The sequence below is a fragment of the Kitasatospora fiedleri genome, assembly GCF_948472415.1.
Classification (GTDB): domain Bacteria; phylum Actinomycetota; class Actinomycetes; order Streptomycetales; family Streptomycetaceae; genus Kitasatospora; species Kitasatospora fiedleri.
The window spans coordinates 6,116,459-6,140,351 of record NZ_OX419519.1; the positions used below are offsets into that span (position 1 = coordinate 6,116,459).

A 23,893-nucleotide genomic window follows, 5' to 3' on the forward strand; every position below is an offset into this window, starting at 1 on the left:
CCAGGAGCAGCGATGTCCTTCACCCCCGACACCCACCGGCCGCTGTCCCGCCGCGGCCTGCTCGCCGGCCTCGGCGCGCTCGGCGTCCTCGGCACCGCCGGCCTGACCGGCTGTTCGACGCCCGCCCCCACCAAGTCCTCGGCCGGCGGCGCCACCGAGATCGGCACCATCAACTTCTACAACAACGTCCTCGGGGAGGAGTCGCAGAAGGCCGCCTGGCAGGCCGCCGTCGACGGCTGGCAGAAGAAGTCCGGCCGGAGCGTCAAGCCGGTGATCTACCCGTACGACCAGGCGTCCACCCAACTCGCGCTGGCCGCGAGATCCGGCGACTTCGCCGGCGTCGGCCAGGCCGGGCCCTGGCAGGTGCTGGTGCCCACCGGCATCCTCGCCGACGTCTCCGACCTGGCCGCCGGGATGAGCCTGCCCACCCGGATCACCGACTCGCTGCGGATCGACGGCAAGCTGCACTACCTGCCGGTCAACGCCTCCGGCATCGGCCTGGTCGCCGACGGCCGGATCGCCGACGAGGTCGGCCTGCGGGCCGGGCTGGGCGTGGAGGAGTTCGCCGCCGCCCTGGAGCGGATCAAGAAGCAGGACGCCAAGCTCATCCCGTACGCCGCCGTCACCAAGAACCCCGACCTGAAGGACGCCGTCCACTGGATGTGGGGCTGGGGCAGCCCGGTGGTCACCGACGACCGCAAGGTCACCATCGGCGACGCCGAGTCGGTCGCCGCCGTCACCTGGTACAAGCAGCTCCAGGACGCCGGGCTGACCAAGTCCGGGGTGGCCCGCGGCGACGCGCGCATCCTGTTCGCCCGCGGCCAGGCGGTGCTGTACGACGACGCGCCGCTGGCCCGGAAGTTCGTCACCACCAACGGCGGCAGCGCCGAACTGGCCTCCGCCGTCCGCCCGTTGCAGCGGCCCCAGGCCGGGGGAGCGCCGTCCTTCAACCGGTTCTGGGGCAGCGGCCTGTTCTGCAGCTCCGGCAAGGGCGAGAAGACCAGCAAGGACTTCATCGCCTACGTCGCGGGCGACCTCGCCGCCGCCACCGCGCTGTACCAGCAGTCCGCCCTGGCCCCCGCCGACGCCACCGTCGCCGCCCGGGTCCCGGGCCTGGCCCAGGACACCTTCCAGACCCTGTTCCGCACCGAGATCGCCGACCACTCGCGGGCCGCGGCCTGGGACCGGCTCGCCGCCTACGCCCAGATCGACACCGCGATCGGCGACGGCGTCGCCGCGATCCTGGCCGGGCAGAGCCAGGTGCAGAGCGGCCTGAACGACCTGCGCAAGAAGGTCGAGGACATCCTCGCCCAGAACCCCTGATCCGCCCTGATCCGCCCTGATCCGCCCCTGAACCGTTCCGAGTCGCCCTGAACCGCCCCCGCGCCGACCTGCCCCGCCGCCCCTCCGGGCGGCGGGGCAGCCGCCGCTGGTCGCGGTGCCGCGGTGGCACCTCAGTGGTACGCATGATATGCAAGCGTGTTGCAACTTGTGGATAGCCGATGGCGCGGCCGGAGCGGCCGCGCCCGACCGAGGAGGGCCATGACCACCGAATCCGGGGCCGGCACCCAGGCCGTCGAACGCGCCATGTCGCTGCTGCTCTGCTTCTCCGACGAGGACAGCGAACTGCGCATCTCCGAACTCTGCGCCCGCACCGGACTGGGCCAGTCCACCGTCTCCCGGATGGTCGCCTCGCTCGACCGGCTGGGCTTCGTCGTCCAGGACGCCCGCACCGGGCTCTACCGGCTCGGCCCGACCTCGGTGACGCTCGGCTCCGTCGCCCTCAACAGCTCCCCGCTGTTCCGCGCCGCCCGGCAGCTCGCCCAGAACCTCGCGCAGAGCACCGGGCTCGGCGTCAACCTCGCCGAGTTCCGCGACGACCAGCTGTTCTACCTGTGCAACTTCGAGGGCGCCCGCTCCCCGAAGAACTTCACCATGGCCGGGCGCACCGCCCCGCTGCACGCCACCGGCATGGGCAAGGCCGTCCTCGCCGACCTCGACCCGGACTACGTCGACGCCTACTACGCGGCCGGCCGGGCCGACGGCTACACCCCCCACACCCTCACCGACCTCGCCGCGATGCACACCGCGCTGGCCGAGGTCCGCAGTCGCGGCTGCGCCACCGAGGTCGAGGAACTCGCCTTCGGCCGGGCCTGCGTCGCCGCCCCCATCCGCGGCCGGGCCGGGAACGTGGTCGCGGCGCTGTCGCTGAGCGGCCCGCTCTCCGAACTCGACCTGCCCCACCGGCAGCAGGAGTGGGCGCTCACCGTGATCGAGGCCGCCGACGAACTCTCCGTCGGCCTCGGCTTCTCCGTCACCCGCGCCCCCCAGCCCCGGCTGCCGGCCGCCACCGCGGAGCCCGCGCGGTGAACCCGCCGCTGCGGCGCGCCGCCCTGCCCCGCACCCGCCTCGGCGAGTGCCCCCGGCCGGACGCCGCCACCGCCACCCTGAGCTGGGTCGACCTGGTGGCCGGACGCCTCTGGCGGGCCGACGCCCGCCCCGACGCGGACGAGCCGCTGGGCGCGCCCGTGCTGCTGGCCGAGTTCCCCGGCGAGACCGGCTGCGCGGTGCGGGCCGGGGACGGCGCGGACTGGCTGGTGGCGCTCGGCGGCGCGATCGTCCACTGGCGGCCCGGCACCCCGCCCGCCGCCGCCCCGGTCGTCGCGCAGGTGGAGGCCGACCCCGGCCCCGCCCGGCTCAACGACGGCGCCGTCGACCCGCACGGCCGCCTCTGGGTCGGCTCGATCGGCCACCGCCGCCCGCTCGAACCCGTCGCCCGCCTGCACCGGCTCGGGCCCGACGGGACGCCCGCCGTCCTGCTCGACGGCATGCTCGCCGCCAACGGCATCGGCTGGAGCCCCGACGGCACCCGGGCGTACGTGGTCGACACCGGCCGCCGCCTCGTCCACCGGCTGCGCACCGACCCGTCCGACCCGGCCGCCCCGCCCCGGCCCGACGGCCCCCCGCTGCCCGTCCCGCAGGGCGCGCCCGACGGCCTGGCCGTCGACCACGAGGGCTGCCTCTGGGTGGCGCTGTGGGACGCCGCGGCCGTGGTCCGGCTCGCCCCCGACGGCACCGAACTGCGCCGGGTGGAACTGCCCTGCTCCCGCCCCACCGCCTGCGCCTTCGTCGGTCCGCACCTGGTGATCACCACCGCCACCGTCGCCGGCGAGGACGCCTCCGGTTGGACGTACACCCTGGACGTCGGGGTCGGCGGCCCCGCGGCGCGCCGGGCGGTGCTCCCGGCCGGGGGCTGAGGCGGGGGAGTGCCGCCGCGCGGGGCGCCGGGGGCGGAAGGGACGTGCCGGTGCCCCGCCGGCTCGTGACGGGCGAGCGGGCGGGGCACCGGGGCGGGGGTCAGGCGCCGTCGTAGAGGCGGGCGCGCAGGTCGGGGCGGAGGAAGGCGGCGGGGGAGGCCACGGACAGGCCGCCGTCGACCGGGAGGACCACCCCGGTGACGAAGGTCGCGCCCGCCAGGAAGTGCACCGCGTGGGCGACCTCCTCGGGGCGGCCGACCCGGCCCAGCGGGTAGCCGTCGGCGACGTGCGGGAGGTGCTCGTTGCCGATCATCCCGGGCGCCACCGCGCTGACCCGCACCCCGCGCGGCCCGTAGTCCAGGGCGAGTTGGCGCACCAGCCCCTCGACGCCCGCCTTGGCCGCCGCGTACCCGGGCAGCCACGGCGCGGCCAGCGTCGCGTTCACCGAGCCGACCGCGACGACCGCCCCGCCCGGGGGCAGCACCCGCAGCGCGGCGGCGGCCGGGAAGAACGCGGTGTCCAGGGTGTTGTCGAGCGCGGCGCGCCACTGCTCGGGGCCGATCTCGTGCGCCCGGCCGGGCGCCATCACGGCCGCCGCGAGGACCAGCACGTCCAGGCCGCCGAGCAGGTCGACGGTGCGGGCCACCGCCCGGTCCGCGCCCTCGGCGGTGCCGGCGTCCAGCACCAGGGAGTCGGCGAGCGCCGGGTCGGGGTCGGGTTCGACGCTGACCCCGACCACCCGGTCCCCGCCGCGGGTGAAGACCTCGGTGATCGCCCGTCCGATCGGGGAGGAGCTGCCGATCAGCAGCACGGCCCGGCTCACCGGACGCCCGCCCGTCCGGCGCGCTGCGGCTCGGCGCCCCCGGCCCGGCGCCCGCCCGCCGCCCGGCGGGCACCCGGCCGGTGGCGGGCGCCAGTTCCAGGTCGGCCAGCACGTCGTCCAGGGCGCGGGCGGTCAGCGGGTCCAGGTCCTGGGCGGGCAGCCGGACGGCGGCGGAGGCGATCACGCCGCGCCGGCGCAGCACCTCCTTGTGCACCGCCCACGCCTGCCCGGGCCGCATGCCGAGGTGGATCAGCGGCAGCAGCCGGGTGAACCCGGCCCGGGCGGCGGCGGTGCGCCCGGCGGCCAGGTCGTCCAGGACCGGGCGCAGCAGGTCGGTGAACTCGCAGGCGGGCATGGTGCCGACGCTGCCGTTGGCGTGCTCCTCGCACAGCGCCGCCGCGTTGAGCCCGCCGAGGACCGCGAAGCCCGGCCCGGCGGCGGCGGCCACGGCGGCCATCTTCACCGGCGTGGGCGGGGCCTCCACCTTGACCGAGGTGATGCCGGGGACGGCGGCCAGCACGCCGATCGCGGCGGCGTCGATCGCGACGCCGGTGACGCCGGGCGCGTCCTGCACCATCACCGAGGCGTCGGTGGCGGCGGCGAGCGCGCCGTAGAAGTCGATGACCTGCTGGCGGTTCGGCTTGGCGAGGAACGGCGGCAGCGCCATCAGCTGGTCGGCGCCGCCGTCGGCGGCGAGCCGGGCCTGCTCGACGGCGACCACCGTGCCGGTGCCGTTGACGCCCGCGACCAGCGGGACGTCCGGGCCGGCCACGGTGCGGACCTCGCGCAGCACGGCGCGGCGCTCCTCGGCGGTGAGCGCGAAGCCCTCGCTGGCCATGCCGAAGACGGCCAGCCCGTCGGCGCCGGCGGCGAGTTGGAACTCGACCAGGGTGCGCAGCGAGAACAGGTCGAGCGCGCCGGTGTCGTCGAACGGGGTGGCGAGGATGGGGACGAGCCCGGTGGGGGTGCGGGTGGGGGACAACGGTCAGCTCTCCTCGGCGAGTCGTTCGACGGTCTCGGTGTCGACCTCGATGCCCAGGCCGGGGCCCTCGGGCAGGGTGAAACCGGCCGGTCCGGCGGTGATCGAGGTGCGCAGGACGCGCTGCGCGTAGGGCAGCGGGGTGGGCTGGTACTCGAAGAACGGGCAGTCGGCGGTGGCGGCGGAGGCGTGCAGCCCGGCGGCCAGCGCGACCCCGAGGCCCACCGAGTGGTGGTGGGCCACCGGCACGTGGTGGGCGTCGGCCAGCGCGGCGATCGCGGTGGCCTCGGTGAGGCCGGTGCGGGCCACGTCGGGCTGGGCGACGGACAGCGCGCGGCGGGTGATCCAGTCGCGGAACTCGTAGCGGTTGCGCAGGCACTCGCCGACGGCGACGGGGGTGGCGATCCGGCCGGCCAGCGCGCGGTGGCCCTCGATGTCCTCCGGGGCGAGCGGGGCCTCGAAGAACAGCGCGCCGCGCCGGTCGAGTTCGCGGCCCAGGCGCAGCGCGTCGGCCAGCGAGTAGACCCAGTGCGCGTCCAGGGCGATCCGGACGCCGGGCGCGGCGGCGGCCACCGCGTCGTAGGTGGCCAGGTCGGCCTCCACGCCCTGGCCGGCCGCCAGCTTGATCGTGGTGGCGCCCTCGGCGGCGAGCCGGGCGGCGAGGGCGGCGCGGCGCTCGTCGGTGGGCTCGGCCAGCCCGGAGACGTACGCGGGGATCTCGGTGCGGTGGGCGCCGCCGAGGAGTTGGGCGACCGACAGGCCGGTGGTGCGGCCGAGCAGGTCCCACAGGGCGATGTCGAGGGCGGCCATCGCGTCGGCCTGGTGGCCGGTCAGGTGGCCGCGTTCGCGCATCAGGTCGCGCATGCCGTCCCAGAGCGGCCGGACGGCGCGCGGGTCGCGGCCGGTCAGCCAGGGGCCGAGCATCCGGTCGACGATCGCGCCGACCACCTCGGGGGCGACGGGGGCGAGCGCCTCCCCCCAGCCCTGGTGGCCGTCGTCGGTGGTGAGGCGGACCAGCAGGGTCTCCAGCCGGGCGGAGTAGAGGCTGCGCCACGGCGGGCGGGTGAAGTAGCCGGGGTCGTCGTCCCCCACCGCGCCGTCCGCGGGGCCGGACGGTCCGGTGGGCTGTTTGAGGATGAAGGTCTTCACATCGGTGATGCGCAAGGAGGCTCCCAAAGTTGGATCATCCGCATTATGGCTTGGCGCTTGCGTATGTTGAAAGTAGTATCCACGCTCACTGGGGTACGAGAAACCCCCTGACCACCGGAGGAACCCGTGGACCTGCTGACCGAACTCACGGACCGCAAGGTCCTGGCCGTCGTCCGCGCCGACACCCCCGACCTCGCCGTCGCCTGCCTCCGCACCCTGGCCGGGGCCGGGGTCACCGCGCTGGAGGTCTCGCTCACCACCCCGGGCGCGCTGGACGCCATCGCCCGCGCCCGGGCCGACAGCCCGCCGGACGTCCTGATCGGCGCGGGCACCGTCCTCACCGCCGAGCACGCCGAACTGGCCGCCGCCGCCGGCGCCTCGTTCACCGTCACCCCCGGCCTCACCCCCGGCGCGCCCCGCAGCACCGCCCTCGGCCTGCCGCTGCTGTGCGGCGCGCTCACCCCACCGAGGTCCTCGCCGCGCTCGACGCCGGCGCCACCGCGGTCAAGGTCTTCCCCGCCGCCGCCCACGGCCCCGGCTACCTGCGCGACCTGCTCGCCCCGCTGCCGCACGCCCCGCTGATCGCCATCGGCGGCATCGACGCCGACGCCGCGCCCCGCTACCTCGCGGCCGGCGCCCGCGCCGTCGGCGTCGGCTCCCCGCTGCTCGGCGACGCCGGACGCGGCGGCAGCCTCACCGCCCTCGCCGAGCGCGCCGCCCGCCTGCTGCGGGCCGTCGGGCACCGCGCCACCCCGGCGGCGGCCCGATGAGCGGCGTGCTGACCGTCGGCGAGACCATGGCCGCCCTGCGCACCGCCGCCCCGCTGCGGCTCGGCGGCCCCGCCCGGCTCTCCGTCGCCGGCTCGGAGAGCAACGTCGCCATCGGCCTGGCCCGGCTCGGCCACGAGGCGCACTGGCTCGGCGCGGTCGGCGCCGACCAGCCCGGCGAACTCGTCCTGCGCACCCTGCGAGCCGAAGGCGTCGGCCTGCGGTACGCCCGCACCGCGCCCGGGGCGCCCACCGGCTTCATCGCCTTCGACCGGGCCGCGCACGACACCACCCGGGTCAGCTACCACCGCACCGGCTCCGCCGGGTCCACCCTCACCGCCGCCGAGACCGCCGCCGCCGTCGCCTCCTGCGCCCCCGAACTGGTGCACCTCACCGGCATCACCCCGGCGCTGTCCGCCACCGCCCGGGCCGCGACCCTGGCCGCCGCCCGCACCGCCCGGGCCGCCGGCGCCCGGGTCACCCTCGACGTCAACTACCGGGCCCGGCTGTGGAGTCGGGACGAGGCCGCCGCCGTGCTGGGCGAACTGCTGCCGTGGGTGCACACCGTCTTCGCCTCCGAGGACGAACTCGACCTCCTCACCCCCGCCGCCGACCCCGTCCCCGACCTGCTGGCCCGGGGCGCGGCCGAGGTGGTCGTCACCGCCGGAGCGGCCGGGGCGCACGCGCACACCCCCGACGGCAGCCGCTCGCTGGCCGCCCTGCCGGTCACGGTGGCCGACAGCATCGGCGCGGGCGACGCCTTCGTCGCCGGCTACCTCTCCGCCGCGCTCGACGGACTGCCGACGGAGGACCGCCTCGCCCGCGGCGTCACCGCCGGAGCCTTCTGCGTCGGCGGCCACGGCGACTGGGAGTCCCTGCCCACCCGCGCCGACCTGGCGCTCCTCGCCCGCGGCGGGGGCACCGCCCTGCGCTGACCGGCCCGCGGGAGCGCCGGCGGCAGGTCAAGATTCGGCAATGATTTTCATCTCGACCATGATCTCGTGGTGATGAAAACCGTTTCCATCTATGGTGAGGGGGTTCGCACCCCCCTGCCGAGGAGCACCACCGCCATGCGCATCTCCGCGCCCGCCCGACCTGCCCGACCTGCCCGACCTGCCCGACCCGTCCGACCCGTCCGACCCGTCCGACCCGTCCGACCCGCCCGATCCGCCCGATCCGCCCGACCGGTCCGGCTCGCCGCCGTCACCGCCGCCGCGCTGGCGCTGGCCGCCACCGCCGCCTGCTCGACCAGCCCCGCCACGTCCGACGCCGCCACGGGGACGGCGGGCGCGGCGGCGGGTGCGGCAGGTGCGGCAGGTGCGGCGGGGAAGACCATTCGGGTCGCCGCCGCGGAGAGCTTCTGGGGGTCCCTCGCCGCCCAACTCGGCGGCGAGCACGTCGAGGTGAGCGACATCATCAGCAACCCGGACGCCGACCCGCACGACTACGAGCCGACCGCCGCCGACGGCCGCACCGTGGCCGGCGCCCGGTACGTCATCACCAACGGCATCGGCTACGACGCCTGGGCGGACAAGCTGCTCGCCGCCAACCCCGCCCCCGACCGCACCGCGCTCAAGGTCGGCGACCTGGTCGGCGTCCAGGAGGGCGGCAACCCGCACCAGTGGTACTCCCCGGCCGGCGTGCACCGGGTGATCGACCGGATCACCGAGGACTACAAAAAACTCGACCCCGCCGACGCCGCCTACTTCGACCAGCGCCGGACCGAGTTCCTCGGCACCGCGCTCGCCCCCTACGACCAGCTGATCGCGCAGATCAAGGCCACCTACGCCGGCACCCCGATCGGCGCCTCCGAGTCGATCGTCACCCCGCTCGCCGAGGGCCTCGGCCTCCGGCTCCTCACCCCCGAGGGCCTGCTCGACGCCGTCAGCGAGGGCGCCGACCCGACGGCCGCCGACAAGTCCACCGCCGACCGGCAGATCAGCGGCAGGCAGATCAGCATCTACGTCTACAACAGCCAGAACGACACCCCGGACATCAAGGCCCAGGTCCAGGCCGCCAAGGCGCAGGGCATACCCGTCGCCACCGTCACCGAGACGCCGGACCCGGCCACCGCCTCCTTCCAGGACTGGCAGCTCGCCGAACTCCGGGGCATCGCGGACGCGTTGAAGCAGGCGACTGGCAAGTGACCGCCGCACCCGCCGAGCGCGCCATGACCCGCCCGTCCGACCCCGGCCCCGCCGCCGGAAGCAGCCCCGGCCCCGTCGTCGGAAGCAGCCCCGGCCCCGCCGCAAGCAGCCCCGGCCCCGTCGTCGGAAGCAGCCCCGGCCCCGGCCCCGCCGTCGGCCGGCCCGTGCTCGAACTGCGCGGCGCCGCCGCCCGGGCCGGTGGGCGCACCCTCTGGTCCGACGTCGAACTCACCGCCCGGGAAGGGGAGTTCACTGCCGTTCTCGGACCCAACGGGGTCGGCAAGTCCACCCTGGTCAAGCTGCTGCTCGGCGCGGTGCCGGCCGCCGCCGGAGAGGTCCGCGTCCCGGAGCGCACCGCCATCGGCTACCTGCCGCAGCGCCGCACCTTCGACGCGGGCGTCCGAATCCGCGGCACCGACCTCGTCCGCCTCGGCCTCGACGGCCACCGCTGGGGCGTCCCGCTCCCCGGCCTGCGCGCCGCCACCCGGGCCCGCCGCCGCCTCGCCCGTCAACGCGTCGACGAGGCCATCGAGTTGACCGGCGCCACCGGCTACGCCCGACGGCCGGTCGGCCAGTGCTCCGGCGGCGAGCAGCAGCGCCTGCTGCTCGCCCAGGCACTCGTCACCCGCCCCCGGCTGCTGCTGCTCGACGAACCGCTCGACAGCCTCGACCTGCCCAACCAGAGTGCCGTCGCCGCGCTGCTCGGCCGGATCTGCCGGGAGAGCGGGGTGTGCGTCGTCATGGTCGCCCACGACGTCAACCCGATCCTGCACCACCTCGACCGGGTGGTGTACCTCGCCGAGGGCCGGGCCGTCTCCGGCCCGCCGGCCGAGGTGATCACCTCCGCCACCCTCAGCCGCCTGTACGGCGCCCCCGTCGAGGTGCTGCGCACCGGGGACGGCCGACTGGTCGTGGTCGGCGTGCCCGAGGACTGCCGGAGCTGTGGCCCGTGCTGCTAGCCGACACCGCCGCACCGGCCTTCTCCTGGAACCTCGCCGCCGACCTCCGGGAGATGTGGTCCTACCTCTTCATGGTCAACGCGTTCCGGGCCGGGGCCGTGGTCGCCGTGGTCGCGTCCGCCGCCGGCTGGTTCATGGTGCTGCGCCGGCAGACCTTCGCCGGGCACACCCTGTCCGTGGTGGCCTTCCCCGGCGCCGCGCTCGCCACCCTGCTCGGCCTGCCCGTCCCGCTCGGCTACCTCGGCGCCTGCACGGCCGCCGCCCTCGGCCTCGCCCTGCTGCGCGACAGCGGCCGGGCCGGGGCGGCGCAGGAGTCCGCGGCCACCGGCACCGTGCAGGCGTTCGCCCTGGCCTGCGGCTTCCTCTTCGTCACCCTCTACAAGGGGCTGCTCGGCGGCCCGCAGGCCCTGCTGTTCGGGACCTTCCTGGGCATCACCACCGGCCAGGTCGTGCTGCTCACCGCGGTCGGCGCGGCCGTCCTGCTGGCACTGGCCCTGATCGCCCGGCCGCTGCTGTTCGCCACCCTCGACCCGGACGTCGCCGCCGCCCGCGGCGTCCCCGTCCGGCTGCTCGGCGCCGCCTTCCTGCTCCTGCTGGGCACCGCGACGGCCGAGGCCGGGCAGATCACCGGCAGCCTGCTGGTCTTCGCCCTGCTGGTGATGCCCGCCGCCACCGCCCAGGTGCTGACCGCCCGGCCCGTCCTCGGCCTGCTGCTGAGCGCCGTGATCGGCCTCGCGGCCTGCTGGCTCGGCCTGTTCGCCGCCTACTACCAGCCCTACCCGCTCGGCTTCTTCGTCACCACCTTCGCCTTCGCCGGCTACCTGCTGGCCCACCTCGGCCGCGCCCTGCACACCGCCCTCGGCCGCACCCGCGGCCCGCTGCCCACCGGAGCACCGGCATGACCGGCACCCGCCACCGGCCCGCCTCGTCGGCCGTCGCCGCGATCGCCCTCGCCATCGGCGCCGCCCCGCCGCCCGGTGCGTCCGGCCACCGCCCGCCCCTCGGAGCACCGGAACGATGAACGCCCTCCACCAGCCCTTCTTCCAGCACGCCCTGCTGGCCGGCACCGCGATCGCCCTCGCCTCCGGCCTGGTCGGGTACTTCCTGGTGCTGCGCGCCCAGACCTTCACCGGCGACACCCTCAGCCACGTCGCCTTCACCGGCGCCATGGCCGCCCTCGCCGGCGGCTACGACCTGCGACTCGGCCTGTTCGCCGCCACGGTCGGCGCCGCCCTGCTGCTCGGCGCGCTCGGCCGCCGGGGCCGACCCGACGACGTGGTCATCGGCACCCTGTTCTCCTGGGTCCTCGGTCTCGGCACCTTCTTCCTCACCCTGTACGCGACCCACCGCGGCGCCGACCGGGGCAACGCCGGGATCAGCGTCCTGTTCGGCTCCGTCTACGGCCTGGACGGCGCCCGGGCCGCCACCGCCGCCGCGATCGCGGCCGTCATCGCCGCGGCCGTCCTGCTGATCGCCCGCCCGCTGCTGTTCGCCACCCTCGACGAAGCCGTCGCCGCCGCCCGCGGCGTGCGCACCGGCACGCTCGGCCTGGTCTTCCTCGCGCTGGTCGGCGCCTGCGCGGCCGAGGCCACCCAGGCGGTCGGCTCGCTGCTCCTGCTCGGACTGCTCGCCGCGCCCGCCGGCACCGCCGTCCGGCTCACCGACCGCCCCTACCGGGCGCTCGGCCTCTCCGCCGCCCTCGCCGTCCTGGAGATGTGGGCCGGACTCGCCCTCTCCGTCACGGTGCCCCGACTGCCGCCCAGCTTCAGCATCATGGCGGTCGCCACCGCCTGCTACGCCGCCGCGCTGCTGGTCCGCCCGCAGGCCCGGCTCCGTCCGGCGGTCCCTCCGGCGGTCCGTCCGGCGGTCCCTCCGGCCGCGCGCTGACCGCGCCCCGGCCCCGGCGCCTCACGGCCGGGGCGGAAACCGGCCCCCGGAAACCGGCCCCCGGAAACAGGGTGGGTTCAGGACCGACGGAGAGTAACCCGGAGATCACCGAAGGCACTTCGCATGCCGGCACCGGATACTGGCGTCGTCTCCGGCGAACGGCAATGCCGGACCGGCCCGTTCGGGCCCGGGCCGGAGACAGGTGCTTGGCCATGACCGCGATGCTCGATCGTGCGACGACGCCCACCGCTCTGGAATCCACCCCACGGTTCTCCCTCGCCCCCCAGGGCGTCCGGCCCGGTCGGCTGGACGGGGCCCGGTGGCCCCGGTCGCGGGACCTCCTCCTCGAACTGCCCTCCCTGGCCGCCGAACTCGACCGGCGGTGGGGCCGGGTCACCCGGATCACCGTCAACCCCGCACAGTGGCCCGTCATCCCCCGGCGCATCCCGGTCACCGGGCACACCGTCCACGCGGGCTGGTTCACCGTCGAGCAGGACGAGCACCTGATCAGGGTCTGCTCGTACACCCCGCGCAGGCTGGACCTGCTGGTCGTCCCGCCGGAGACGGACCCCGCCGACGCGGCCCGGCTGATGGCCGCGGCGGCCGACCCGACCGGCACCCGGACGGCGAGCACACTGCTCGCCGCGTCCGCGCAGCCGGGTGACGACCCGGCGGGGGCGGCGGCCCGTTCCGGCTTCCTGCCGTCGGCCGCCGGGCCCGCCGACGGAGCCGGCGCGGCCGGGGAACGGGCCGAGGTCGCCCGCGACCGGGCCGCCGCCTGGCCCGGACGGGCGTGACGAGGGGCGGCCGACGGGCCGTTCGCGGGTGCGGGGCGCCCGGTCGATCGTGACCGGGCGCCCCGTCCGTGCCGCGGGGTGGACGGGGCCGGGTCACCAGTAGTGACGGCGGCCGGCGATCTCGTGCCCGAGCGCGCCCGCGAGCACCAGGCCGAGGCCGATGACCGCGAGGATGATGCCGATGGTCCACAGGACCGGGATGCCGGCGATGAAGCCGATGACGAGGAGGATGACTCCGAGGGTGATCATGATGGCCTTCGTTTCTGTTCCCTCTGGTGGAGCGGTGCTCCGCTGGGCGGAGGCGGTGCTGTTCCCTTCGACGACGGTGGCGGTCCCCGGTGCGGCGGGGGGTCAGGGCGGTTCGGCGGCGAGGCCGGGGAGGAGGAGGTCGAGGCCGCGTTCGAGTTCGGCGGCCCCGTCGTAGCGGGCGAGTTCGGGGGCGAGGCCGCGCAGGACGGGGAACTCGCGGATCGGGAGCCGGTACAGGCCCAGCCGGAGCAGGGCGTCGGTCTCGTCGGGGTTGTCGACGAGTTCCTGCAGCTCGTTGAGGACGTGGCCGTGCAGCAGCCCGATCAGGGAGCGGTAGGCGTGCAGGGCGGCGGTGCCCGTGAAGCCCGCCCTGACGAGCAGGGCGAGGATGGCTTCGAGCGGGCGGAGGGTGCCGGCGGGCCGCAGCGCGAGCGGCGTGGCGAGGGGGCGGGTGACCAGCAGGGGGACGGCGTTGGGGTGGTCGAGGGCGAGTCGGCGGTAGCCGCGGGCGAAGGCGCGCAACTGGCCGCTCCAGTCGGGGTCGTCGGCGTCGACGGTGAGCCGGCGCAGCAGCGTGTCGGCGACGCCGTCGAGGAGGGCGGCCTTGTTGGGGGCGTGCCGGTACAGGCTCATCGGATCGCGCCCGAGGGCCCGGGCCAGCCGCCGCATCGACAGCTTGTCGACGCCGTCCCGGTCGACGATCTCCAGCGCGCAGCCCAGCACCCGCTCCAGGCTGAGCCGCTCCACGGCGGGTGGTTCGACCTCCCGCGCGGGGGCGGGAGCCTCGGAAACGGCCATCGCGGCACCTCCTCGTCGGGCGGGCCTCGTCGTGCCGGGGTGAGCACCGGTGACGCGAAGTTCGTAGTCGTACGGTGTGGACACCAGTGTAGTCCGGACGTTGACTGTAGGCATACGACGTAGACCCCTTGGGGGCACGTCATGCTCGTCATCCCCGGACTTGTCCTCCTGGTCGCCGCGGCCGTCGTCGCGGTGGCGGGAATCCTCGGCAACACCGGCAGCGCACACCAACTCACCGATCCCTTCGCGGTGTTCGGACACCACATGACCGGCTCCACCGGAATGCTGTTCCTCTGGGGCGTCGTGGTCGGAGCGGTCGGCATGCTCGGCCCGGCCCTCCTGCTGGCCGGCGTCCGGCGCGGCGCGACCGCCCGGCGCGGGCCGCGACACTCCCGCCGCGCGGCGGCGGACGCCCGCGAACGCCGAGACGCCCTCGCGGAGGAGCGCGCCCACGCGGAGGAGCGCGCCCGGGGCGAGGGGCGCGTCCGGGACGAGGAGCGCGTCCGGGACGAGGAGCGCGCCCGCGCCGACGCGGAGTCGGCCGAGAGGCGCCGCGAGAAACGCCGCGGGGAGCGTCGTGAGGCGTACCGCCAGGAGTTCGCCCGACAGCGCGACGCCCTGGCCAAGGAGCCGGGTCACGCGCGGGAGCAGACCGCGGGCACCCGGACCGGCCCGATGCCGCAGGACGGCCCCGAACCCGGGAGCGCCGACGGGAGCCGCCAGTCGCACCTGCTGTGACCCGGGCCGTCCCCGACGCGCGGGACGGTCGGGCAGTCGGGCAGTCGGGTAGGCGGGCAGCCGGTCAGGCGTCGGCCGCCGGTCCGTTCTCCGTGGCCTCCTGGAAGTTGACGACGGCCTCCCCGTGCGCCCGCGCCCAGTCCGTCAGGGCGGCGATCGGCTCGACGAGGGTCGTGCCGAGTGCGGTCAGCCGGTACTCGACCCGTGGCGGGGCCTCGGCGTACGCGCGGCGCTCGACCAGGCCGTAGCCCTGCAGCCTGCGCAGCGTCTGGGTGAGCACCTTGCGCGAGACGCCGCCGATCAGGTCGACGAGTTCGCCGTGCCGGCACGGTCGGCGGCTGAGCGCGAACAGGACGACCACCGCCCACTTGTCGGCGATGATCTCGATGGCCAGCCGGGCCGGGCAGTCGGCGAGGAAGACGTCCTCCGCGGGGTCGCGCACGGGCCGAAGGGTACCAAGGGGTACCTGTCGGCTGCGTAGCGTCCTGGACATGAGTACACCGCGAACGGAAACCTACGTCCTCGTCCACGGCGCCTGGCACAACGGGCGCGTCTGGGACCGGGTGGCACCCCTGCTGACCCGGGCCGGGCACCGCGTCCTCGCCCCCTCGCTCACCGGCCACGGCGAGCGGAAGCACCTGCTCGGCCCGGAGGTCGGGCTCGACACCCACGTCGCCGACATCACCGGCCTGATACTGGCGGAGGACCTCACCGACGTGGTGCTGGTCGGGCACAGCTACGCGGGAATGGTCACGTCCGCCGTGGCCGACCGGCTCCCGGACCGGATCGCCGCACTGGTCCACATCGACGCGATGGTCCCGGCCGACGGCGAGAGCGCGCTCGACATCATGCCCGTGACCGAGCACCTGCTCGAACTCGCCGCCGGCACCGACACCCCCTGGCGCATCCCGCCGCTGCCGGAACTGCCGCCGCCCGCCGGCCTGTTCGGCGTCACCGACCCGGCGGACGCGGCCTGGCTGCGCACCCTGCTCTCCGACGAGTCCGCGCGCTGCTTCCGGCAGCCGGTCCGGCTGACCGACCCGGCCGCGGACGCCATCCCCCGGACCCACATCCACTGCGTCGGCAGCGTGCCGGAGGGCGTCGTCCGCCGCCCCGTCCCCGCGACGCAGCCCAACGGCACCCCGTCGCGGGTGTGGCAGCTGCGGAGCGGCCACGACTGCATGGTCACCGTGCCGGACCAACTGGCCGAACTCCTGCTGAAGGTCGTCCACGGCAGCGAGGAACCGCAGCCCGCCTGATGGTGCGGCGGGTCGGTCTGAAGGTGTGCCACGGGTGGCTTCCGAGCGTCGACGGATTCCCGGTGGGGTTCGTCAGCCCGGCGCAGACCCGGCCGCCACGGGGGAGAGGGCCCCGGGGAGGACGTCCACCACCGCGCACGAGACCGGCTCCGGACGGGACGAGGACCGCCAGGGGTGCGGCGGGCGCGAGAGGAACCGCAGCCCGCCTGATGGTGCGGCGGGTCGGTCTGAAGGTGTGCCACGGGTGGCTTCCGAGCGTCGACGGATTCCCGGTGGGGTTCGTCAGCCCGGCGCAGACCCGGCCGCCACGGGGGAGAGGGCCCCGGGGAGGACGTCCACCACCGCGCACGAGACCGGCTCCGGACCGGACGAGGACCGCCAGGGGGCGGCGGGCGCGACGGGCGCGACGGGAACGGTGAGCGGGACGGGTGCGGCAGGCGCGATCGGGACGGTGGCCGTCCCGGTCGGCTGCCGCGCGCCCCGCTCGGCCGGATGCTGACGGGGAGGGCCGGCGTCGGCGTGATCCCGGGGCTGGCGGCGACCGGGCCGCCCAGCGCCGGTGTCGGGCGCGGTCGCCGCCGACGCGCGGGCCGCCGAGGGGGGTGTCCGGTGCAGATCCGGCCGGACCCCGGTCGGTCGAGGCCCTCGACGATGCGGAAGTCGCGCTCGACGCCGCCGGAGAGCGCGGCCGGCGCCTCCTGGTAGGCCGCGCTCTCGCGTGCCGCGACGGCCTGTTCGAAGCTGTCGAACTCGATCAGGACGGTGCGCTCGGCGAGTCCGGCCTCGTGCGCCACGACCCGGCCGTCACGGGCGAGGACCCGGCGGCCCCCGGCCGACCGGTTGTCGGCGGCCGGCTTCTCCGGGTCCGACACGGCGCGGTAGACGCTGACCCAGTGGCCCTCGGACATGGCACCTCCAGTGGGGGGCGGGTCCATGGTGCATCCCGCTCACGGGTTTGCCCCGGACGGGGGGCGGGCCGATGCTCTGCGAACCGGCCCGCCGTGAACCGGCCCGCCGTGGGCCGGGGCCCGCGCGGGCGGTGGCGCGGCGGACTCCCAACTCATCTCCTTTCAGCCGGACTTGATCCATTCGGCTCCGCGAAGCCACCCCGTTTACACGCACTTGACCGCCCGTTACTTTGGGCCTTGGGAGCGCTCCCACAGAACCCTCCGCTCATGGCATGAGCATGGCTTTTCCCCAGTCAGACGGCCTGCCCGGCCGGGACGGCACGGGCGGGCCCCCTCCACCAAGGCGGTGAAAGTTTCATGTCACGACGCAAGACCCCATCGATCGTCGCGGCCCTCGCAACCGCGGCCGCGACGATCTGCGCGCTGCTGCTGGGGCTGCCCTCGGCGCACGCGCACGGCGTGGCGATCGTGCCCGGCTCGCGCACGTACCTGTGCTACCAGGACGGGCTCACCGGGACCGGTGCGCTGACGCCGACCAACCCGGCCTGCAAGGCCGCCGTCGCGCAGAGCGGGACGACCCCGCTCTACAACTGGTTCGCGGTGCTGGACTCCAACGCGAACGGACGCGGCCAGGGCTACGTCCCGGACGGCACCCTGTGCAGCGCCGGCAACAAGTCCCCCTACGACTTCTCCGCCTACAACGCGGCCCGGGACGACTGGCCCAAGACGCACCTCACCTCCGGTGCCGCGATCGAGGTCGACTACTCCAACTGGGCCGCCCACCCGGGTGAGTTCAGGATCTACCTGACCAGGCAGGGCTGGTCCCCGACCACCCCGCTGGCCTGGGCCGACCTGGGCCTGCTCACCACCGTCTCCAACCCGCCGCAGGTGGGCACCCCCGGGACCGACGGCGGCCACTACCGCTGGAACATGACCCTCCCGTCGGGGCGCAGCGGCCCCGCCGAGATGTTCATCCAGTGGGTGCGCTCGGACAGCCAGGAGAACTTCTTCTCCTGCTCCGACCTGGTCTTCGACGGCGGCAACGGCGAGGTGACCGGCATCCACCTGCCGACCTCCCCGTCCTCCCCGTCGCCCTCGCCCTCCCCGTCCGCGTCCCCGTCCTCCTCTCCGTCGTCCTCTCCGTCCTCCCCGGGCAACTCCCCCTCCCCGAGCCCCTCGTCCTCCCCGAGCAGCTCGCCCACCGGTCCGATGTCGAGCAGCGGCTGCATGGCGACGTACAGCGTCGTCAGCTCCTGGAACGGCGGCTTCCAGGCCGCGGTCGAGGTGATGAACCACAACACCTCGCCGATCAACTCCTGGACGCTCCAGTGGCAGACGGGCGCCGGCACCACGATCACCAGCCTGTGGAACGGTGCGCTGACCACCTCGGGCAGCAGCGTGACGGTGAAGAACGCCGCCTACAACGGCACCGTCGCGGCGGGCTCCAGCACCACCCTCGGCTTCACCGCCAACTCCACCGGCAACAACTTCCCGACCGGCTCCCTCTCCTGCACCGCCGCCTGACCCCCGCGCCCCGGTCCGGGCCCGCCGCAGCCCGCGGCCGGTCCGGACCGGGGCCTGCACGACCGTACGACCGCACGACCCACAGCCAACGTACCGACGACACAAGGAGGTTCGACATGGTGCGAAGTGACGCGAGCGTGCGCGGCGGTCGGCGCGGCCGGGAGGTGGTGTTCGCCGTGTGCACGGTGCTCGCGGTGGCCCTCGGACTGCTGGCCGGGCTCGGCCAGCGTCCGGCCCCGGCCTGGGGCGCGGGCGGCGGGGCCTGCCAGGTCTCGTGGACGGGCAACCAGTGGACCGGCGGCTTCACCGCCCAGGTGTCGATCACCAACACGGGCGCTGCGGTGAGCAGTTGGACGCTGACCTGGACGTTCGCGGCCGGTCAGCAGGTGACCTCGGGGTGGAACGCGCAGGTGAGCCAGAGCGGCACGGCCGTCACGGCGAGCAGCCTGAGCTACAACGGGTCGGTGGCCGCCGGGGGTTCGGTGGCCTTCGGGTTGCAGGGCACCTGGTCGGGCGGCAACCCGACCCCGACCGACTTCGCCTTCAACGGCTCCTCCTGCCAAGGGGGTTCGGCCACCGCGTCTCCGACCCCGACCCCGACCCCGACCCCGACCCCCAGCCCCAGCCCCAGCCCCACCCCCTCGCCCACGGCCAGTTCCGGTGGGGGCACCGGCTGTTCCGCGGCCGTGGTCTGCTCGGGCTTCGAGGACCAGAGCGGCAGCAGCCTGGGCGGTGACTGGACCGTCGCCGCCCCCGACTGCTCGGGCGCCGGCACGGTGACCGTCGACACTACGGTCGCCCACGGCGGCAGTCGCTCGCTGCGGATCGACGGCCGGGCCGGCTACTGCAACCACGTGTTCGCGGCCACCACCAAGAACGTCTCCGCCGTCGGCCCCGTGGTCTACGGCCGGTACTGGGTCCGCCACACCACCGCGCTGCCGGCCGACCACATCGCCATGGTCACCATGGAGGACGCCGCCAACGGCAACAAGCACCTGCGCCTGGGCGGCCAGAACGGCGCCCTGCAGTGGAACCGCGAGTCCGACGACGCCACGCTGCCCGCGCAGAGCCCGGTCGGCGTCGCGCAGAGCGTGCCGCTGCCGGTCAACCAGTGGTCCTGCGTCCGCTTCGCCGTCGACACCACCAGGCAGTCCATGGACACCTGGCTGAACGACCGGCAGGTGCCCGGCCTGCACGACGACGGCGTCCCCACCGCGGACATCGACCAGCAGTGGCTCACCCGCACCACCGCCCCGCGGCCGACCACCCTGGACCTCGGCTGGGAGTCCTACGGCAACGGCGCCGACACCCTCTGGTACGACGACGTGGCCCTGGGCTCCGCACCGATCGCCTGCTGAACCGCGCCACTGGCGCCACCGGTGCCGCCGTCACCGCCGTCACCGCCGCCGCGGCTGCCGTCACCGCCGTCGCGCCGGAGAGCAGACCGGGGCCGGGTCGGCAAGAGTTTCGGCAGAACGTCCGATTATCGATCGTACTGGAAGGGGTAGCTGAGGTTCCGTCAGTTAATGGAGCGGGAGCGGTCGTACGGGGTACGGCCCGCTCCCGCGTGATTCCGTCGGCTGACGAAAGACCAGGAGACCACCGTGCGCATGCTCTTCACCGGACCGGCCGCGCCCACCCACCTGTTCCCGATGGTGCCGACCGCGCAGGCGCTGCGGGCCGCCGGTCACGAGGTGCTGTTCGCCTCGCCGGCGCCCTTCGACCAGCTCCGCCAGGCCGGGTTCCCGATCGTCGAGATCGGTGACGGCCGTTCGCTGCGCGACTCGTTCGAGGCGGTCACCCCCGCGGGGGAGTCCGTCCGCTACGCCCGGCCGCACCTGACCCAGGACGAGATCCTCGACCGGGCGGCGGTCGCCTTCGCCCACGCCTCCCGGGCCACCGTGGACGGCCTGTACGCCGTCGCCGACGAGTGGGGGGCGGACCTGCTGGTGCACGACTCCTGCCTGGCGTCCGCCCAACTGGTCGCCGCCAAGCTGAAGATCCCGGCCGCGCTGCACAACTTCGGCTTCAGCTCCGGCCTGGACCTGGCGGCCCGGCTGGCCGACCACTTCACCGACCTCTACGAGGCGCACGGCGTCGCGGGACCGGCCGCCACCACCCCGCTGAACATCGTCCCGGAGTCGCTCGGCGGCGACCCCGGCGGGCTGCGGATGCGTTACCTGCCCTACAACGGCGGCGGCGTGGTGCCCGCCGACCTGCTGCGTCGCGGCGGGCGGCCCCGGGTCGCCGTCACGCTGGGCACCGTGGTCACCGAGGTGGACGGCGTGGACGCGATCGCCCGGCTGGTGGCCGCCGCCGCCGAGGTCGACGCGGACTTCCTGCTCGCCGTCGGCGGCGCCGACCTCGCCGCCCTCGGTCCCCTCCCGGCCAATGTCCGGCCGCTGCCCTGGGTGCCGCTGGCGGAACTGCTGCGGGTCTGCGACGCGGTGGTGCACCACGGCGGCTCCGGCAGCGCGCTCACCGCCCTCCAGGCCGGCATCCCGCAGCTCGTGCTGCCCCAGGGCGCCGACAACTTCATCGTCGCCGACACCCTGGTCGCGGCCGGCGCGGGCCTGCGCGCCACCTCCGGCGACGTCGACACCGCCCTGCTCGCCCGCCTGGCCACCGACCCGGCCCTGCGCGCCGCCGCCACCCGGCTGCGTGCCGAGAACGAGGCCCTGCCGACCCCCGCCGCGTCCGTCCCCGCGATCGAGGCCCTGGCGGCCGACCGCCGCTGAGCCCCGGCCGGGGCCGCTGGGCGTCCCGAGGCGTAGTCCGCCGTCGCCGGCGGCCGGGAATCGGCCTTTCCCGACCGCCGGCGACGGCGGTGGGGCCGGGCGGGGCGGCGGTGGCGGAAACGTGCGCGGAAACGGGTGCGGAAACGGATGCCGGGGCGGTCATGGAAAGGGCGGTGGGAGAATGATCTGACGGGCAGTAATTCCTATCTCCGGATGGGCACTTCGATGCATTCCTGGTGCGCTGGGTATTCGCATTCGGGTACTCTCTGTCCGAACGGCATGGAATTCCGGGTCGGTTCGGCGGGCCTGGCGTGCGCGGCGGTGGGTGAAGGTGGGCGAGCTCGGTGAACGGTTCTGCGGCTGACCCGGAGGGTGCGCCGGAGGGGGCGTCGGCGGAGGTGCGGGCCGCCCTGGCGGCGGTCTTCGACCCCGGGCTCCGGGCCGATCCGTACGGGCCGCTGGCGGTGCTGCGCGAGGCCGCCCCGGTGCTGTACGACGAGGAGTCGGGGACGCGGTTCCTGACCGGGTTCGCCGACTGCCAGGCCGTGCTGGCGGGCCCCGACTTCGTGGTGCCGGACGGGCCGTGGCTGGCGCGGGAGCGTCCCGAGTGGGCGGCCCGCCCGGCGGCGGACTTCTTCTACGCCTCACTGCTGGGGACGAACGGGGCCGCGCACGAGCGGCTGCGCGGGCCGCTGACGGCCGTGTTCGGGCCGCGCCGGGCGGTGGAGCTGTCGGCGGGCGTGGAGAAGGTCGTCGACGAATTGCTCGACCGTTTCGAGGACGCCACCTCGGACGGCGGGGCGGCGGATTTCCAGGCGCTGGTCGGGTACCCGCTGCCGGTCGCGGTGGTCGGCGAGCTGATCGGGGTGCCCCGGGCGGAGCAGGAGCGCTTCCACCGGCTGGGGCGGGACGCCGCGCGGCTGCTGGAACCGGTGCGCTCGGACGAGGACTGGCGGCGGGCGGACACCGCGGTGACCGCGCTGCGGGAGTACTTCACCGGCCTGCTGCGCGAACGCCGCGCCCGCCCGGCCGAGGACCTCGCCTCCGCGCTGCTGGCCCGCGCGGGGGCGGCCGGGCCCGCCTCCGCGCGGCGGGTCGGCGAGCGGGCCGCCGGCCCGTCCGGCGGACGCGAACGGCCGCCCGCCGCCCGCGAGCGGCCACCCACCGAGAGCGAACTACCGCTCGGCGAGCGGGAGTTGGCGGATCTGCTGCTGCTGGTCTTCGTCGCCGGGTTCGAGACCACGGCCGGCCTGCTGGGCACCGCGGTGTCCGCGCTGCTGGCCCACCCGGAGCAGGCCGCGCTGCTGCGGGCCGACCCGGGGCTGCTGCCCGGCGCGGTCGAGGAGGCGCTGCGCTGGGACGGGCCGGTGCTGATGACCGAGCGGCTGGCCGCCCGTCCCACCGAGGTGGGCGGGGTGGCCGTCCCGGCCGGGGGCAGCGTGACCGCGGTGCTGGGCGCCGCGAACCGGGACCCGCGCCGCTACCCGGACCCGGACGCGTTCCTGGTCACCCGCCCGGACGTCCACGTGCTGAGCTTCGGCGCCGGGCCGCACTACTGCTTCGGCGCGGCCCTGGCCCGGCTGGAGGCGGCCGTCCTGCTGGGCCGGCTGTCGACCCGCTTCCCCCGGCTCGCCCCGGCCGGGCCGCCGGTGCGCCGCGCCTCCGCCTGCCTGCGCTCGTTCGACGTGCTGCCGCTGGCGGCCACCGGCTAGCGCCGCGCCGGTCGCCCGCCGAACGACCCCAGGCCGGGTCGTACCGCCCCTCCCCGAAGGACGTGCCCGTGAACTTCCTGCACCGCGAACGCGCCGAACTCGAAGCGCTCATGCCCGGGTTGGACCGGGCGCTGGCCCGCCACCCGCTGGCCGAACTGGAGCAGGCGCCCAGCCCGGCGATCGCCGCCTTCAAGGAGGCCGGCGGCCCCGGGCTGCTGGTGCCCGCCGCCCACTCCGGCGCCGGGGCGAGCGCGTTGCAGGCCGTCCGGGTGCAGCGCGCGGTCGGCGCCCGCTGCCCCTCGCTCGCGGTGGCCACCACCATGCACCACTTCTCGGTCGCGGGCCTGGTCGAGGCCGCCGAGTACTCCGACGGCCCGGAGGGGGTGCTGCTGGAGACCGTCGCCAAGCAGCGGCTGCTGGTCGCCTCCGCCTTCGCCGAGGGCCGCCCGGGCCAGAACATCCTCACCCCGCACCTCACCGCCGAGCGGCGCGGCGACCGGATCGTGCTGAACGGCAGCAAGATGCCGTGCAGCCTCTCCCGCTCGATGGACCTGCTGACCGCCTCCGTCGCCCTGCCCGGCCCGGACGGCGTGCCGCGGCTGGCGGTCGCGCTGATCCCGGCCGACAGCCCCGGCATCACCGTCCACCCGTTCTGGGGCACGCCGATCCTGGCGGGCGCCGAGAGCGAGGAAGTCCGGCTCACCGACGTCGAGTTGGACCCGAGCATGGTGGTGGCCACCGAGGTCACCGCCGACGCGGTGCCGGACGCGCTCAACGTCGCGGGCTTCCTCTGGTTCGAACTGCTGCTGACCGCCGGCTACCTCGGCGTCGCCAGCGCCCTGGTCGAGCGCGTCCTCCAGCGCCCCGGCGCCGACCGGGACGACCCGACGCCGTACCTCGTCCCGGTCGAGGGCGCGATGCTGGCCGTGGAGGCCGTCGCCCGGGCGATGGCCGAGGAGGAGTGGGACGAGGCGCTGCTGGTCCGGGCGCTGACCGCCCGCTACGCCGCGCAGGACGCGATCGCCGAGACCACCCGGACCTGCCTGGCCGCGCTCGGCGGAATGTCCTTCATCGGCTCGCCGGACGGCGCCTACCTCGCCTCCGCCGCCGTCGGCCTGACCTTCCACCCGCCCGCCCGCACCAGGATGGCCCGCCCGCTGCGGGAGTACCTGGACGGCCGCCCGCTGCGGATCGGCTGAACC

22 protein-coding genes and 3 pseudogenes are annotated in these 23,893 nt (G+C 75.7%); 18 read left to right on the plus strand and 7 right to left on the minus strand.

The features are described 5' to 3' along the window. The first annotated feature begins 12 nt into the window (after positions 1-12). From QMQ26_RS27675 to QMQ26_RS27685, 3 genes are all read left to right on the plus strand, one after another. Positions 13-1,323, plus strand: a complete 1,311-nt coding sequence (locus QMQ26_RS27675) for an ABC transporter substrate-binding protein (RefSeq protein ID WP_282203085.1) — start codon at positions 13-15, stop codon at positions 1,321-1,323. Positions 1,324-1,542: 219 nt separating this feature from the next. Next, positions 1,543-2,370, plus strand: coding sequence for an IclR family transcriptional regulator (locus QMQ26_RS27680; protein WP_282203086.1), 828 nt, complete (start codon positions 1,543-1,545; stop codon positions 2,368-2,370). Next, positions 2,367-3,257, plus strand: a complete 891-nt coding sequence (locus QMQ26_RS27685; RefSeq protein ID WP_282203087.1) for an SMP-30/gluconolactonase/LRE family protein — start codon at positions 2,367-2,369, stop codon at positions 3,255-3,257. Before QMQ26_RS27680 ends, QMQ26_RS27685 begins: the two co-directional genes overlap by 4 nt. A gap of 100 nt (positions 3,258-3,357) precedes the next feature. On the opposite strand, the gene QMQ26_RS27690 is transcribed toward QMQ26_RS27685, so the two are convergent. From QMQ26_RS27690 to QMQ26_RS27700, 3 genes and pseudogenes are all read right to left on the minus strand, one after another. After that, positions 3,358-4,080, minus strand: a complete 723-nt coding sequence (locus tag QMQ26_RS27690; protein ID WP_111555290.1) for an SDR family NAD(P)-dependent oxidoreductase — start codon at positions 4,078-4,080, stop codon at positions 3,358-3,360. Between the two features lie 193 nt (positions 4,081-4,273). Further along, positions 4,274-5,062, minus strand: a pseudogene (locus QMQ26_RS27695) (dihydrodipicolinate synthase family protein); the annotation flags it as partial. A gap of 3 nt (positions 5,063-5,065) precedes the next feature. Beyond that, positions 5,066-6,223 (minus strand): mandelate racemase/muconate lactonizing enzyme family protein, encoded by a 1,158-nt coding sequence (locus tag QMQ26_RS27700; protein WP_282203088.1) that lies wholly within the window; start codon positions 6,221-6,223, stop codon positions 5,066-5,068. A 111-nt stretch (positions 6,224-6,334) separates the two neighbouring features. Between QMQ26_RS27700 and QMQ26_RS27705 the strand changes: the two are divergent. The 8 genes and pseudogenes from QMQ26_RS27705 to QMQ26_RS27740 all read left to right on the plus strand — a co-directional run bounded on the left by QMQ26_RS27705 (position 6,335) and on the right by QMQ26_RS27740 (position 12,765). After that, positions 6,335-6,978 (plus strand): annotated as a pseudogene (locus QMQ26_RS27705) (bifunctional 4-hydroxy-2-oxoglutarate aldolase/2-dehydro-3-deoxy-phosphogluconate aldolase). After that, positions 6,975-7,910, plus strand: coding sequence for a sugar kinase (locus QMQ26_RS27710; protein ID WP_282203089.1), 936 nt, complete (start codon positions 6,975-6,977; stop codon positions 7,908-7,910). Before QMQ26_RS27705 ends, QMQ26_RS27710 begins: the two are co-directional and overlap by 4 nt. A 135-nt stretch (positions 7,911-8,045) precedes the next feature. Beyond that, entirely contained in the window at positions 8,046-9,122 is a 1,077-nt protein-coding gene (locus QMQ26_RS27715) for a metal ABC transporter solute-binding protein, Zn/Mn family (RefSeq protein WP_282203090.1), read from the plus strand. Then, on the plus strand, positions 9,119-10,081 hold the full coding sequence (locus QMQ26_RS27720) for an ATP-binding cassette domain-containing protein (RefSeq protein WP_282203091.1): 963 nt from the start codon (positions 9,119-9,121) through the stop codon (positions 10,079-10,081). Before QMQ26_RS27715 ends, QMQ26_RS27720 begins: the two co-directional genes overlap by 4 nt. After that, positions 10,072-10,983 (plus strand): metal ABC transporter permease, encoded by a 912-nt coding sequence (locus QMQ26_RS27725; protein WP_282203092.1) that lies wholly within the window; start codon positions 10,072-10,074, stop codon positions 10,981-10,983. The genes QMQ26_RS27720 and QMQ26_RS27725 overlap by 10 nt, the downstream gene beginning before the upstream one ends. Further along, positions 10,980-11,102, plus strand: coding sequence for a hypothetical protein (locus QMQ26_RS27730; RefSeq protein ID WP_282203093.1), 123 nt, complete (start codon positions 10,980-10,982; stop codon positions 11,100-11,102). Before QMQ26_RS27725 ends, QMQ26_RS27730 begins: the two co-directional genes overlap by 4 nt. Next, positions 11,099-11,968: a metal ABC transporter permease gene (locus tag QMQ26_RS27735; protein WP_282203094.1), complete on the plus strand. Its 870-nt coding sequence runs from the start codon at positions 11,099-11,101 to the stop codon at positions 11,966-11,968. Before QMQ26_RS27730 ends, QMQ26_RS27735 begins: the two co-directional genes overlap by 4 nt. A gap of 212 nt (positions 11,969-12,180) precedes the next feature. After that, a complete protein-coding gene (locus tag QMQ26_RS27740; RefSeq protein WP_282203095.1) occupies positions 12,181-12,765 on the plus strand; it encodes a DUF5994 family protein in 585 nt (194 codons plus the stop codon). A gap of 93 nt (positions 12,766-12,858) precedes the next feature. On the opposite strand, the gene QMQ26_RS27745 is transcribed toward QMQ26_RS27740, so the two are convergent. After that, positions 12,859-13,014: a DUF6131 family protein gene (locus QMQ26_RS27745; protein ID WP_282203096.1), complete on the minus strand. Its 156-nt coding sequence runs from the start codon at positions 13,012-13,014 to the stop codon at positions 12,859-12,861. A gap of 102 nt (positions 13,015-13,116) precedes the next feature. Next, a complete protein-coding gene (locus QMQ26_RS27750; protein WP_282203097.1) occupies positions 13,117-13,812 on the minus strand; it encodes a WHG domain-containing protein in 696 nt (231 codons plus the stop codon). A 141-nt stretch (positions 13,813-13,953) separates the two neighbouring features. On the opposite strand from QMQ26_RS27750, the gene QMQ26_RS27755 reads away from it, so the two are divergent. Continuing rightward, complete coding sequence (locus QMQ26_RS27755; protein WP_282203098.1) at positions 13,954-14,550, plus strand: hypothetical protein; 597 nt, start codon at positions 13,954-13,956, stop codon at positions 14,548-14,550. 64 nt (positions 14,551-14,614) lie between these two features. On the opposite strand, the gene QMQ26_RS27760 is transcribed toward QMQ26_RS27755, so the two are convergent. After that, positions 14,615-14,992, minus strand: coding sequence for a winged helix-turn-helix transcriptional regulator (locus QMQ26_RS27760; protein ID WP_282203099.1), 378 nt, complete (start codon positions 14,990-14,992; stop codon positions 14,615-14,617). Positions 14,993-15,041: 49 nt separating this feature from the next. Here QMQ26_RS27760 and QMQ26_RS27765 point away from each other — a divergent pair, with 49 nt between their 5' ends. Continuing rightward, entirely contained in the window at positions 15,042-15,809 is a 768-nt protein-coding gene (locus tag QMQ26_RS27765; protein ID WP_100839846.1) for an alpha/beta hydrolase, read from the plus strand. Between the two features lie 635 nt (positions 15,810-16,444). Here QMQ26_RS27765 and QMQ26_RS27770 read toward each other — a convergent pair. Then, a pseudogene (locus tag QMQ26_RS27770) lies at positions 16,445-16,717 on the minus strand (DUF1330 domain-containing protein); the annotation flags it as partial. A gap of 357 nt (positions 16,718-17,074) precedes the next feature. Between QMQ26_RS27770 and QMQ26_RS27775 the strand changes: the two are divergent. The 5 genes from QMQ26_RS27775 to QMQ26_RS27795 all read left to right on the plus strand — a co-directional run bounded on the left by QMQ26_RS27775 (position 17,075) and on the right by QMQ26_RS27795 (position 23,890). Continuing rightward, on the plus strand, positions 17,075-18,241 hold the full coding sequence (locus tag QMQ26_RS27775) for a lytic polysaccharide monooxygenase (protein WP_282203100.1): 1,167 nt from the start codon (positions 17,075-17,077) through the stop codon (positions 18,239-18,241). A gap of 116 nt (positions 18,242-18,357) precedes the next feature. Then, positions 18,358-19,599 (plus strand): cellulose-binding domain-containing protein, encoded by a 1,242-nt coding sequence (locus QMQ26_RS27780; protein WP_282203101.1) that lies wholly within the window; start codon positions 18,358-18,360, stop codon positions 19,597-19,599. Between the two features lie 252 nt (positions 19,600-19,851). Next, positions 19,852-20,979 carry a nucleotide disphospho-sugar-binding domain-containing protein gene (locus tag QMQ26_RS27785; RefSeq protein WP_282206629.1) on the plus strand — a complete coding sequence of 376 codons (1,128 nt, stop codon included), beginning with the start codon at positions 19,852-19,854 and terminating at the stop codon, positions 20,977-20,979. A gap of 344 nt (positions 20,980-21,323) precedes the next feature. Further along, on the plus strand, positions 21,324-22,691 hold the full coding sequence (locus tag QMQ26_RS27790; protein WP_282203102.1) for a cytochrome P450: 1,368 nt from the start codon (positions 21,324-21,326) through the stop codon (positions 22,689-22,691). Between the two features lie 68 nt (positions 22,692-22,759). Then, positions 22,760-23,890 carry an acyl-CoA dehydrogenase family protein gene (locus QMQ26_RS27795; protein ID WP_282203103.1) on the plus strand — a complete coding sequence of 377 codons (1,131 nt, stop codon included), beginning with the start codon at positions 22,760-22,762 and terminating at the stop codon, positions 23,888-23,890. Positions 23,891-23,893: the final 3 nt, after the last annotated feature.